11 protein-coding genes are annotated in these 11,970 nt (G+C 53.1%); 6 read left to right on the forward strand and 5 right to left on the reverse strand.

The annotated features are described in order from the left end of the window. Nucleotides 1-34: 34 nt before the first annotated feature. Nucleotides 35-724, reverse strand: a complete 690-nt coding sequence (locus FD744_RS04720; RefSeq protein ID WP_160867488.1) for an N-acetylmannosamine-6-phosphate 2-epimerase — start codon at nt 722-724, stop codon at nt 35-37. Next, a complete protein-coding gene (locus tag FD744_RS04725) occupies nt 721-2,277 on the reverse strand; it encodes a maltose/glucose-specific PTS transporter subunit IIC (protein ID WP_160867489.1) in 1,557 nt (518 codons plus the stop codon). Before FD744_RS04725 ends, FD744_RS04720 begins: the two co-directional genes overlap by 4 nt. A 174-nt stretch (nt 2,278-2,451) precedes the next feature. On the opposite strand from FD744_RS04725, the gene FD744_RS04730 reads away from it, so the two are divergent. After that, the gene (locus FD744_RS04730) at nt 2,452-3,279 is read left to right on the forward strand and encodes a MurR/RpiR family transcriptional regulator (protein WP_160867490.1); all 828 of its coding nucleotides are present in this window, start codon (nt 2,452-2,454) and stop codon (nt 3,277-3,279) included. Between the two features lie 76 nt (nt 3,280-3,355). Here FD744_RS04730 and FD744_RS04735 read toward each other — a convergent pair whose 3' ends face one another. Both FD744_RS04735 and FD744_RS04740 read right to left on the reverse strand, forming a co-directional pair. Further along, nucleotides 3,356-5,290: a MacB family efflux pump subunit gene (locus FD744_RS04735; protein WP_160867491.1), complete on the reverse strand. Its 1,935-nt coding sequence runs from the start codon at nt 5,288-5,290 to the stop codon at nt 3,356-3,358. Then, nucleotides 5,287-6,462: an efflux RND transporter periplasmic adaptor subunit gene (locus FD744_RS04740; RefSeq protein ID WP_160867492.1), complete on the reverse strand. Its 1,176-nt coding sequence runs from the start codon at nt 6,460-6,462 to the stop codon at nt 5,287-5,289. Before FD744_RS04740 ends, FD744_RS04735 begins: the two co-directional genes overlap by 4 nt. Before the next feature lie 172 nt (nt 6,463-6,634). On the opposite strand from FD744_RS04740, the gene FD744_RS04745 reads away from it, so the two are divergent. From FD744_RS04745 to FD744_RS04760, 4 genes are all read left to right on the forward strand, one after another. Then, nucleotides 6,635-7,231, forward strand: a complete 597-nt coding sequence (locus tag FD744_RS04745; protein ID WP_160867493.1) for a cytochrome b — start codon at nt 6,635-6,637, stop codon at nt 7,229-7,231. 3 nt (nt 7,232-7,234) lie between these two features. Beyond that, nucleotides 7,235-7,771, forward strand: coding sequence for a tetratricopeptide repeat protein (locus tag FD744_RS04750; RefSeq protein WP_373424368.1), 537 nt, complete (start codon nt 7,235-7,237; stop codon nt 7,769-7,771). A 75-nt stretch (nt 7,772-7,846) separates the two neighbouring features. Then, nucleotides 7,847-8,314 (forward strand): sigma-70 family RNA polymerase sigma factor, encoded by a 468-nt coding sequence (locus FD744_RS04755; RefSeq protein ID WP_230599210.1) that lies wholly within the window; start codon nt 7,847-7,849, stop codon nt 8,312-8,314. Beyond that, a complete protein-coding gene (locus tag FD744_RS04760; RefSeq protein WP_160867495.1) occupies nt 8,311-9,114 on the forward strand; it encodes a hypothetical protein in 804 nt (267 codons plus the stop codon). The genes FD744_RS04755 and FD744_RS04760 overlap by 4 nt, the downstream gene beginning before the upstream one ends. Nucleotides 9,115-9,190: 76 nt before the next feature. Here the strand turns inward: FD744_RS04760 and FD744_RS04765 are convergent, their stop codons facing one another. Then, on the reverse strand, nt 9,191-10,906 hold the full coding sequence (locus FD744_RS04765) for an ABC-F family ATP-binding cassette domain-containing protein (protein ID WP_160867496.1): 1,716 nt from the start codon (nt 10,904-10,906) through the stop codon (nt 9,191-9,193). 356 nt (nt 10,907-11,262) lie between these two features. On the opposite strand from FD744_RS04765, the gene FD744_RS04770 reads away from it, so the two are divergent. Next, nucleotides 11,263-11,967 (forward strand): alpha/beta fold hydrolase, encoded by a 705-nt coding sequence (locus FD744_RS04770; RefSeq protein WP_160867497.1) that lies wholly within the window; start codon nt 11,263-11,265, stop codon nt 11,965-11,967. Nucleotides 11,968-11,970 lie beyond the last annotated feature (3 nt).

Consider the following 11,970-nt stretch of genomic DNA (forward strand, 5'->3'; position numbering starts at 1 on the left):
GGCGGCTTTGCTATTTGAGGCCTGATAAAACGTATCAGCTAATTGCGCTGACGAAACGCTGGGTTATTTGCTGAGGCCGGGTAATCGCGCCGCCGACCACCACCGCATGTGCACCCAGTTTTAGACACTGCGCCGCCATCTCAGGTGTTTCCACATTGCCTTCTGCTATCACTGGCGCCTTCACTGCGGCTAGAACTGCACGCAGGAAGTGGAAATCATTTGCCGCCAGGTACGCTCCACGCGTTTCCGCTGTATAGCCATGCAGCGTAGTCCCCACGCAGTCAAACCCCAGTTCATCCGCCAGCAACGCCTCATCAACTGTCGCGATATCTGCCATCAGCAATAACTGCGGATAGCGTTGACGAATCGCCGCCACCAACTGCGGCAACTGCAGTTCGCCAGGTCTCTGATGTTGCGTGGCGTCCAGCGCGATCATCGCTGGATTCGCCGCCATCAATTCATCGACCTCTTTGAGCGTGGCAGTGATATATACATCACTGCCTGAATAATCTCGTTTGATAATGGCGATAATGGGCAAATCCACGGTTTGCATAATCTGCTCTACATCGATCAGACTGTTGGCGCGGATTGCCGACGCGCCACCTTGCTTCGCGGCTAATGCCATACGCGACATGATATAGGCGCTGTGCAGGGGTTCATTTTCCAGTGCCTGACAAGACACCACCAGTTTCCCTTTAATTTGCTCCAGCATGTTTGCTTTCATAGCGCGAGTAACTCCTCAACTTCATTTTTGATAATGGTGACGTGCGGGCCATAGATCACCTGTACGCCGTTGCCACGCTGGATAACCGCGCGAGCGCCCGTGGCCTTCAATGCGGCTTCATTAAGTTTAGAACTGTCGTTTAGTGTGATACGTAAACGCGTGGCGCAGCAGTCAAGTTCGGCAATATTGTCTTTACCGCCCAGCGCTTCAATCACCTGCAAAGGGCGTTCGCCAGCGGCAACTGGCAAGGTATCGATGCTGACATCTTCACGGCCTGGCGTTTTGAAATTGAATCGAGTGATCAGCAGGCGGAAGGTAAAGTAATACAGCAGGAACCATGGCACGCCGACCAGGGGCACATACATCCAGTGGGTTTTCGCTTCACCCTGCAATACACCGAACAGAATGAAATCGATTAAACCGCCGGAGAAGGTCTGTCCAATGGTGATGTGCAGGATGTGGGCGATCATAAAGGCCAGGCCATCGAACAGCGCGTGAATCACATATAACACTGGCGCCACAAACAGGAACGAGAACTCAATCGGTTCGGTGATCCCAGTCAGAAATGAGGTGAGGGCGGCGGATAATAACAAACCGGCCACACGTTTGCGGTTCTCGGGTTTGGCAGTATGATACATCGCCAGACAAGCCCCGATCAGGCCAAACATCATGGTGATAAAGCGGCCCGACATAAAGCGCGCCGTCCCCAGATAAAACTGCTGCGTATTGGGATCGGCCAACTGAGCGAAGAAAATGCGCTGAGTGCCTTCAACCAGATGACCATTGACCATTTCACTGCCGCCCAAAGCGGTAGTCCAGAAAGGCAGATAGAAGATGTGATGCAGACCAAACGGGCCGAGCATGCGCAACACAAAGCCGTATATGAAGGTGCCGAAATACCCCGTGGCATCGACCAGTCCACCCATACCGAATATCAATTTCTGAAAATGCGGCCAGACGATGGTCATTGCCGCGCCAACGATAATCGCCACAAACGAGCTAATAATCGGGACGAAACGCGAGCCACCGAAAAAGCCAAGGAATTGCGGCAGGGCGATTTTGTTATAGCGATTGTGCAGCAGCGCCGTGACCAGCCCAATCACCACACCACCGAATACGCCCGTTTCCAGCGTTTGAATGCCGAGCGCCATACCTTGACCCACGGCACTGAGATTACTGCTGGCCAGCACGCCGGTTAGCGTCAAGAGGGCATTGATGGTGGCATTCATCACCAGATAGGCGAGCAAAGATGCCAGTCCTGCTGTGCCCTTGTCGCTTTTCGCGAGACCTACCGCCACGCCCACCGCAAACAGCACTGCGAGGTTGGCGAAGACCACCGAACCTGCGCTGGCCATGATGGTGAACACCCCTTGTAGCCAGGCGATATCCAGAAACGGATAGGCTTTAACAGTGTTGGGATTGGATAACGCGCCGCCAATGCCCAACAGCAAGCCGGCGGCAGGCAATACCGCGATTGGCAACATAAAGGATTTTCCAAAACGTTGCGCTTTTTCAAACCAGCCTCCTGAAGAGGCTCCACTGAACATTGACATAAATTTTTATCCCCGAAGTGTTGTTGTGGTAAAAATTATTATCACAACCTACTTCATCGGATGAAAATTACTACCATTAGTGTGATAGCTTTCACTTATAATGAATTCTGCTGGCACAAAGCAGGGCCTTTACGCACACTAAGCGCCATCAATATTGGCTAATGGAGAGGTGTCATGACGGACAATGGAAATATTTTGCTGCATCTGAAGCAGGGCTTGCCGGGCTATAGTCCTGCGCTGCAAAAGCTGGGCGACTTCATCCTGACCGAACCGCAGAGAGTGCTGTATCTCACCATTACCGAATTGGCGAAAGAGACGGACACCAGCGAAGCCAGCGTGACGCGCTTGTGCCGCAACCTTAGTTGCAAAGGCTACACCGAATTTAAGATGGCGCTGGCGCTGGATGTGCAGCAGAGTCAGCCCACGCTGGCAGCCACGGGCGATCCGGTTGATGCGCTGGTGGAAGAGTCGGTGCAGGCGCTGCGCGATACCGGAAAATTTATTGATCGCGAGGTCTTACAGCAGGCAGGTGCGGCGGTGCATCAGGCGCGTTCTATCCAAATCTATGGCGTGGCTGCCAGCGCGATAACCGGCGAATATTTGCATTATCGTCTACTACGGCTGGGCAAATCCGCGCAGCTGTTTGGTGATATGCATCGTGCGGCCATGAATGCTTCGACCCTGGGTGAAGGTGATTTGGTCATCGCGATCTCTGCTTCCGGTTCCACCAAAGATCTGATGCATGTGGTCAATGTGGCGAAGAAGCGCAAAGCTCAGGTGCTGATGCTAAGTAATACGCTGCGCAGCCCGATGGGCAATCTGGCGGATATGTTGCTGGTGGCGGCGCGACCGGAAGGTCCACTTAATGCCGGAACGTTGAGTGGGAAGGTAGGGGCGATGTTGCTGGTTGAGGCGTTAATGGGGGAGCTGATGGCACATGATGCGCATTACGCCACTGCTAGTCAGCAAACGGCCAGTGCCACATTGCCGATGCTGATCTAACCGTAATATAAGTCGCTCTCAATCCCAACATGACGGAAAAATCGGTGCGCAGCGATGCGCACCCGAGAAGATACATTTACTCACTCGCCAGCGCGGCGACCGGATCCATACGGGCAGCTTTGCGCGCAGGCAAATAACCAAAAATCATGCCGATAATAGTGGAGCAGGCGAAAGCTGCCCCCGCGGATTCCCATGAGTAGATGGCTGTCAGTACACCGCCTGCCATCAGGCTAATCAGCGGACCGATCACCAGTGAGAGTGCCACGCCGAGTGAACCGCCAACCAAACATACCAGCACCGCCTCAATCATAAACTGCTGCATGATATCGCCACGCCGCGCACCCACGGCCATACGCACGCCAATCTCATGCGTTCGTTCGGTGACGGACACCAGCATAATATTCATCACGCCGATGCTGCCGATCATCAGCGCAATCGATGCCACCATCAAAATCAGCAAGGTCAAGGTGGCTGCTGCCCCTTCAATCGCTTTGCGGTACTTATCGCGGTTAAACATCAGGAAGTCTTTGGTGCCATGGCGCGCAGTCAATAGTTGCGTGAGAGATTCCACCGCCGGACCGCTGACCACATCATCTTTAAGCTTAACGCTGATACTTGTGAGCGCTGTTTGCCCACTGATGCGGTACATCATGGTGCTCCAGGGCAGCCACACGCTGAGACGATTGGGCGAAATGCCGTTATCTTCATGCGCCACACCAATGACTCGCACCGGCACAGACCCTAACACGATCATTTTTCCGATGGGGTTTTCATTGGCTGCAAACAGCTTATTGCGCGTATTGGTATCAATGATGATCTCTTGCCGGGCATGGCGTTCATCACTGAAGTTGCTGCCTTCGGTGAGTTTGATGCCCTGAATCTCAAAGTAATCTTTGCCGACGCCCGATACGGATGCTTTTGACGAGTTGGAGAGATAACGGATCGGCTGCGTCGAGAGCAGCTCAGGGCTGACTTTGTCGACAAACTGCTGGCGAGCAATCACATCGGCATCCGCCATCACCAGCGTCAACACCGGATGCGCATCATCTTCGGCGAAATCGCCGCCGGCATACACGGACACCACATTCGTCCCGAGACCGGAAATACTCTCCAGCGTTTTTTCACGCGCACCTTGTCCAAGCGCGACGACAGTGACGACAGCGGCAATACCAAAGATAATACCGGTCATGGTGAGTGCGGTGCGTAAGCGATGCGTATTCATGGCATTTAGCGCCATGCGCATTGACTCGCGCAGGCGATCAACAAATCCGCGCAGCTTGCTCTGACTTCTGCTCACCATTGGCTGATAGCGCGATCGCGTCGCCTCTGTTTTTGGCCCGCTGTCAGCAAAAATTTCACCGTCCTGGATTTCGATGATGCGGTCAGCGTGTTGCGCCACTTTCATATCGTGTGTGACGATAATTACCGTATGACCGTCACGATTCAGGTCATGAAGAATGCGTAACACTTCCTCGCCAGAATGCGAATCCAGCGCGCCGGTCGGTTCATCGGCGAGAATAATCTCGGCTCCATTAATCAACGCTCGCGCAATACTGACGCGCTGTTGCTGGCCACCAGAGAGTTCACCCGGTTTATGATGTTCACGGCCTTTGAGACCGAGTCGTTCCAGTAATTGAGCAGCACGCGCTCGCCGCGCATGCCCCGGCAAATTGGCATAAATCGCCGGGATTTCGACGTTGCTTAATGCGGTCAGGTCCGGCATCAGGTGGTAGCGCTGAAAAATAAAACCAATATGTTCGCGACGGACTTTTGCCAGCGCATCCGGTGAAAGTGAAGCGGTATTCTGCCCGGCAATAAAATAGTGACCGCTGTCGGCGGCATCCAGGCAGCCGAGAATATTCAGCAATGTGGATTTGCCCGACCCGGAAGGGCCAATGATCGCCACCATCTCACCACTGGCGATCTGCAAGTTAATGTCTTTCAGCACATGCAGAGATTCTGAACCGTTAACATAGCTGCGCTGAATGTTTTTCAGTTCGATCAGGCTCACATCACCACCTTGTCCGCGCCAATAGCCTGGGTCGCGAGAATCACTTTTTCACCGGCTTTTAATCCGCTGAGAACCTGAATATCGACGCTGTCTGAAATACCGGTGGTGATGATGCGTTTCTCGGGCTGATTCTGCTGATCGGCGACTTCCACATAGGTTTTACCATCGGGATCTTTCTTAGTCGCTTGCACCGGAATCAGCAGGGCATCATTTGCCTTGTCACGCAGTAAATTCACCTGCGCGGTCATGGAGATGCGCAGGGTGTTATCCGGGTTAGGCACATCCAGCAGGGCGTTATAATAAATCGCGGCGTTGGTGCTACTGGAAGGCGTGCTCTCGTTGTTGCCCATTAAGGCGTCATCTTTCATCACCGATTCCGGGGCCAGTTCGATACTGCGCAGCGTGGCATAGTAGCGTTTGTCGGGATTGGCAAAGGTGGTAAACCAGGCCTGCTGGCCGGGTTGGATCTTAGTGATGTCCGCTTCGGAAACCTGCACTTTAATGGTCATGGTGCCAAGTTGCGCCAGCTTGGCGATGGTCGGCGCGCTCTGCGCGGCGTTAACTGTCTGGCCCTGTTTGGTGACGATGGCGATCACCGTGCCGTCCATTGGTGCCATGATGCGGGTATAACTGAGATCGAGCTGTTTCTTGTCCACCTCAATCTGCGCCTGAATCACGCGCGCTTTTTGCGCCGTTAACTCTGCCCGCGCGGTGCTCCACGCTTCGGCCGCTTCGTCATAATCCTGACGTGACACCAGATTAGCTTTAATCATTTGCTGCAGGCGTTTGAACTGCGCATCCTGCCTGACCAACGTCGCTTCACGTGTTTCCAGATCGGCTTGCGCGACGCTCAGTGCAGCCTGCGCATTACGTAAATCACTGCGCTGTGGCTGATCGTCAATTTCAGCGATCAGTTCGCCCTTACTGACGTTATCGCCCGCTTTGATATAGAGCTTTTTCACCTGTCCCGATACCTGTGCACCGACGTTGACGCGTTCGATTGCGTCCATCTTGCCGGTCGCGGCGATGACGTTTTCGATGTCGCCTTGACGCACCACGGCAGTGACCAGAGGGTTCGGTTTTGGTCGTGAACTGCTGTAGGCCCAGACCAGAATAATGATCGCCAAAATAGCGATCGCGACCAAAAGCCGCTTTTTAGAGGTATTCAACATAAGCATCCCTTTAATGAAGCGAGAATAGTAATCACTAAATGCAACAAACAGGAGAAAATTCGTCAGGATTTCTGCATTAAGTTGGGAGCGTTGAGAAAAAAATGAAAATTTTTCGAATAGAAATCGTCGTTGAGTTGTTTACCCCTAAACCACTCACTATTTGGGAAATGCTATGTCCGCTCCGGCCCGCCAAAACTCACGTCAACGCTATGACGCTTTCAGCATGACGCTGCACTGGATCACTGCGTTTAGCGTCATTTTTCTGTTTGCCTCGGCGCACATTTGGGAACAACTGGAAAAGGGCACACCGCTGCGCAAGGGTTTACAGGCGTGGCATATCTCTTTTGGCATTTTGCTGGCTTTGGTGATGATTGTGCGCCCACTGTGGCGTTTCTATTGCCAACGTCAGACGCATTTGGCCGTGGCGCCAGCTGAAAGCAGCACGCCGATGCGCATGATTGCGCATGCCGTTCATGGCTTGTTGTACCTGTTGCTATTTACTCAGGTTGCATTGGGTTTTCTGTTTCGTTGGTCGCAACAGGAACCGTTTAATTTCTTTGGCCTGTTCGCTATTCCAACCTTTATTCATGTCGATACCGCACTGCGTCACACACTGGCGGGATTACACAATAACGTTGCCTGGGCGCTGATTAGCCTGGCAGGCGCGCATGCGCTGGCGGCGTTACTCCACCACTACGTTCTGCGTGACAACGTGCTGCGCCGTATGCTGCCGTTGCGCGATTCGATGCCCCTCCACGAGGATAAATGAATGATGAAGATGATGAATCAGGTTCGCTGGTTTGCCGTGCCGGTATTGCTGATGGTGTTACATGCACCGACTGCATTCGCCATGGGCGATGACGACAGTGACAAGAAAACCCCGGACTGTCCGAAAGGGCAGGTTTATGACAGTAAAACCAAATCCTGCGTGCCGGAAAAAACCAGCACGCTGAGTGATGAGGATAAGACCAATTACGCCTACCACCTGGCGAAAAAAGGCGAGTATCAAGCTGCGCTGACGTTACTGGATACGTTGCACAATCAGAACACCAAAGAGGCATGGAATTATCGCGGTTACGCCACACGTAAACTGGGCCGCACCGACGAAGGGATGCGTTACTATCAGAAATCGATCGCACTAGACCCCAAATATGCCAAAGTGCGTGAATATTTAGGTGAAGCCTGGATGATCAAAGGCCGACCGGATCTGGCTAAAGAGCAGCTCACTATCATCAAATCGCTGTGCGGTGTGAAGTGTGAAGAGTATCAGGATTTGCACGCGGCCATTAATGGTCACCCTGAGTCCTGATGACCGCTGTTGACGGAGGATAGAAACATTACCAGCACTGAAGTCCGTCAACATCTGGCGGCGCATCTGACGCGTATGTGGCGTTACGCGATGGTGTTATCGCGTAATAAAGATGTGGCCGAAGAGTTAGTGCAGTCCACCTGTGTGCGGGCGCTGGAACGCAGCGCCCAGTACACACCGGGCACACGCATCGATCGCTGGCTGTTCACCGTGCTGCACTCCGTTTGGATCAACGAACTGCGCGCGCAGCGGGTGCGCATGGGGCAGGGATTCGTCGAGAGTGATGAATTGCTCGCTCCCGACCATCAGCAACACAATGAACAGCGCATGCAATATGCCAAAGTGATGCAACGGGTTGGGCAGTTGCCAGAGGCACAGCGCAACGCGGTATTTTTAGTTTATGTCGAGGGTTTTACCTATCAGGAAGCCGCCGACACGCTGGCCGTACCGATTGGAACCATCATGAGCCGCCTCGCTGCGGCACGCACTACTTTAGCCAGCGCAGTGACAGCGCGGCCTGCGGTACAGGAGAAACGCTTGTGAATGCACCACGATTTACCTCGCCCTATGCCGACGAAGCTATCGTTGCCTGGCTGGATGGTGAAATGCGCGCGGAGGATGCGCAGGCGTTTGAAAACGAACTAAAGCGCAGTGAAACGTTGTCAGCACGGACGGCTGAGCTAATGAAAAGCAATCAACCTTTTGCGGATGCGTTCGCGCCAATGCTGGATGAGGCGCCGCTGGAGCGTATGGAGTCACGACTGGCGTACCTGCTGGACAACACGCCGTCCGCACCGAAAAAAGAGACTGTTCAGGTTAGCCGTCGTGCGTTGATCGCAGCATCAGTCAGTTTTCTGCTGGTGGGCAGTGCCGTCGGTTTTTGGGCCAGACCCGTCGCGAAAGCTGAACAGGATGAGAGCGCGCGAATACGTGAACTGGAAGCACAATATATGTCGCTCTATAGCCCGGAAACGTTGGCGGATGTCGACAGTTCGCCACAGGTGTTAGCGCGTTCATTACAACGCACGGCGCGCGACCTCGATCTGCGTCTGACGACTGAGCAATTGACGCTTCCTGAAGCGAGCCTGAAAAGTGTGCGTATGTTGCGCTACGACGATTCACTGATCACTCAAATCGCCTGGAATCACAGCAATTACGGTCCGATGGCCCTGTGTATTTCGCGGGAAGATGCGAGTAAACAGAGTGCATTGGCGCAGGAAAAACGGCACGGTATGAATCTGGTGTGGTGGCATCGCAGCGGATATCAGTACGTGCTGATTGGGCGCAATCCTGCTGATCAGTTAAAACGAGCGGCGCAGGTGTTGAGCGCCGCTCTGGTGTAATTTATCAGTGATCACTCATTATGCCCCTGGGATGCAGGATACAAATATCGCAGGGGCGTATTGATGGGAAGTTCGCTTAAAGGATGCCCAACTGCTGTTTCAGTTGCGCAATCTCATCGCGCCATTGTGCCTGCAACGCCGGTTTTTGATGTTTGGGCTTACGCTCTCTATCTTCATCCAGCTTGCTTTCCAGATCACACAACGCCAGCAGCAGCGCATCTTCATCGTTGTACGATTCAGACGTCACGGACAGAACATTTACGGTCTCGCTGTCTGACGGTTGTTTGGCACTCAGTTGCTCAATCACCGGTTCAAAGTCATGCCACTCGCTAAGTTGCTGATCCTGAATCAGCCAGAAACGGTTACAGCTGCTGGCGATCAGATTGCGATCGTGCGACACCAGCAACACCGCGCCCTCGAACTGATTGAGGGCGGCTGCCAACTCCTCTTTACCCAGCATATCCAAATGGTTGGTGGGCTCATCCAGCAGCAATAAGGAATAGCGCGCGAGTGTCAGCCCGACAAACAGCAGGCGTGAGCGTTCACCGCCACTCAGCGAGCCCACTAATTGCTGATGACGGAGATAAGGGAACCCCGCACCTATCAGAGCCATCTTTCGCTGGTCGTCACTTAGAGGGGCAAAATGCGCCAGTGCCTCGTTGAGGCTCTCCTCATCATGCAATTGCGTGAGGCTTTGGTCGTAATAACCTAACTTTGCACGCGGATGAAACAGTGTGGTGGTCTCACGCTGGTATTCCAGCCAGAGTTGGCGCAGCAGCGAAGATTTCCCGCTGCCGTTGCGGCCCACTATGGCGATGCGGTCGCCGCTTTTAACCTGCAGGCTGGGTAACGAAAACAACGCAGGCGCGTTCTCCGCTGGGCGAATGTGCATTTCAGTCAGTGCCAGCACCCGATCGGCATCCAGCGCTTCTCCCAGCAGTTGAAGGCGCCATAAGCTGCCTTCGGTCAATGTGGTTTGTGCCTCTTTCAACCAACTGGCGCGTCTCTCCATTTGCTGCGCTTTACGCGACAGACCTTCGTTATCGTAGGTGCGTCCCCAAATTGCCAGCCGTTTGGCACTTTTTTCGACGCGCTCAATCTCATTCTGTTCTGCCTGATAACGTTGTGCATCGGTTTCATCCTGCTGGGCCAGCGCTTGTCGGGCCGCAGAGCAGGGAAGGCGGAAGAATTGCAGGGTTTGATCGCGCAGGATCCAGCTGCAATTGGTGACCTGATCCAGCAAGGTGCTGTCATGTGAGACCAGCACAAAGCTGCCTTTCCAATTTATCAGGAACTGTTCCAGCCAAAGCAGCGTTGGAAGATCCAGATGGTTGCTGGGTTCATCCAGTAACAGCAGATCAGGCTGGAGAATAAGTGCACGCGCCAGCAGTAACCGCATATGTTGGCCGCCACTCAACGTGGCTGCCGTTTGGGTATGCTGTTCAGCATCGAACCCCAGCGAAGAGAGTAGCGCTTCCGCTCGCCAGGCTTCACTGAGCTGTTGCTGTTCTGGCAGACGTGCAATCACGCCTGCAAGCAGCGTGGCTTGCTGGAGTTGAGAGGGAAGATGCTGTTCAATTCGCGCCAGAAGACAGTGATTTGCTAAGGTAACGCTGCCCTGGCTGCTTGCAAGTTCACCGCTGAGGATTTTGAGCAGGATACTTTTTCCCGTGCCGTTATCACCGAGCAGCCCAATGCGATCGCCTTTTTTGAGGCTGAAATTGATGTTGTGAAAAAGGGTACCGAAGGCGTTATCAAAGCCGACAGCGTGTGCGGATAGTAATGTGCTCATGTGCTTACTCATAAGTTGCAGGCGTGCGAACGCCCGACGTCAAAAACTGCTGACGACAACCCGGTAAGCCGGAGGAAGGGATCAGAATTTCAGTAGACTTCGCTCAGGCGGATTATCGCAGCACGAATGCAGAGATAGCTGAGCGCGGCCAATTACTATAAAAGTGTGAGTAAATAAACAATTCACACGATGGCATAGTAATCCTCCTTATTTATCAGTAGTGAGTAGGGTGGGTTGATGATAGTCACCTGGGCTGGCATTATCCACAGAATATTCGCGATGTTGTGAAGCCACAGCCTTTATACGGACTTGATCTCACACATTCTCATTAATTCCCCACACTGAAGGATTCACGGATGAACAATACAACTTTACCTCTCGTACTCATTCCAGGATTTATGCTGGATGAAACACTTTGGGATGATTTTGTTTGCGCCTATCCAGATGACAGAACCTGTATCAGAGCCAGCTTGAGCCACGGCGAAAGCATCACCGAATATGCTGACAATATCGTGGCAACCTTACCGCCGCGCTTTATTTTGGTCGGTTTCTCACTGGGAGGTTATGTGGCAAGAGCCATCGCCGAAGCCTTTCCCGAGCGTACTGCAGGAATGGTTTTGGTTGCCACTTCACTTCGTGAAGATCCGCCTGAACAACGTGAGTTACTGGATAAGGCGTCACAAACGGCCTTAATGGGTGATTTTAATGGCTTTAGCCAGGCGGTGCTGAAGCCATCGCTACATTCCTCGCGACAGAATGATGCCCAACTGATTGATAAAATTCGTGTTATGGGGAAACATCTCGGTGCAAATGTTTTTCGAACACAAGCCATGCTTGATCGCAGTGGTGTCACGCAGCAACCGATTCGTTGCCCAATATTGGTCATTGCATCTGAAGGAGATGGCCTGCGCGGTATTGAAGAGTCCCGAGAGATTGTCACTTTATTGGGGGGCGATATGGAAATTATCGGTGAAAGTGGTCATATGTTGCCCCTTGAGCAACCTGTTAGACTCAGCTCTGTCATCGCCGATTGGCTTGAAAAACAGCACTTTGAATCATAAAGT

It is taken from the genome of Pantoea sp. Taur, from assembly GCF_009830025.1.
Taxonomy (GTDB): domain Bacteria; phylum Pseudomonadota; class Gammaproteobacteria; order Enterobacterales; family Enterobacteriaceae; genus Pantoea; species Pantoea communis.

What these genes read in the sequence shown, in the direction of transcription:
- FD744_RS04720 (WP_160867488.1), bottom strand. Translation starts at nt 724, where the DNA reads ATGAAAGCAAACATGCTGGAGCAAATTAAAGGGAAACTGGTGGTGTCT.
- FD744_RS04725 (WP_160867489.1), bottom strand. Translation starts at nt 2,277, where the DNA reads ATGTCAATGTTCAGTGGAGCCTCTTCAGGAGGCTGGTTTGAAAAAGCG.
- FD744_RS04730 (WP_160867490.1), top strand. Translation starts at nt 2,452, where the DNA reads ATGACGGACAATGGAAATATTTTGCTGCATCTGAAGCAGGGCTTGCCG.
- FD744_RS04740 (WP_160867492.1), bottom strand. Translation starts at nt 6,462, where the DNA reads ATGTTGAATACCTCTAAAAAGCGGCTTTTGGTCGCGATCGCTATTTTG.
- FD744_RS04745 (WP_160867493.1), top strand. Translation starts at nt 6,635, where the DNA reads ATGTCCGCTCCGGCCCGCCAAAACTCACGTCAACGCTATGACGCTTTC.
- FD744_RS04750 (WP_373424368.1), top strand. Translation starts at nt 7,235, where the DNA reads ATGAAGATGATGAATCAGGTTCGCTGGTTTGCCGTGCCGGTATTGCTG.
- FD744_RS04755 (WP_230599210.1), top strand. Translation starts at nt 7,847, where the DNA reads ATGTGGCGTTACGCGATGGTGTTATCGCGTAATAAAGATGTGGCCGAA.
- FD744_RS04765 (WP_160867496.1), bottom strand. Translation starts at nt 10,906, where the DNA reads ATGAGCACATTACTATCCGCACACGCTGTCGGCTTTGATAACGCCTTC.
- FD744_RS04770 (WP_160867497.1), top strand. Translation starts at nt 11,263, where the DNA reads ATGAACAATACAACTTTACCTCTCGTACTCATTCCAGGATTTATGCTG.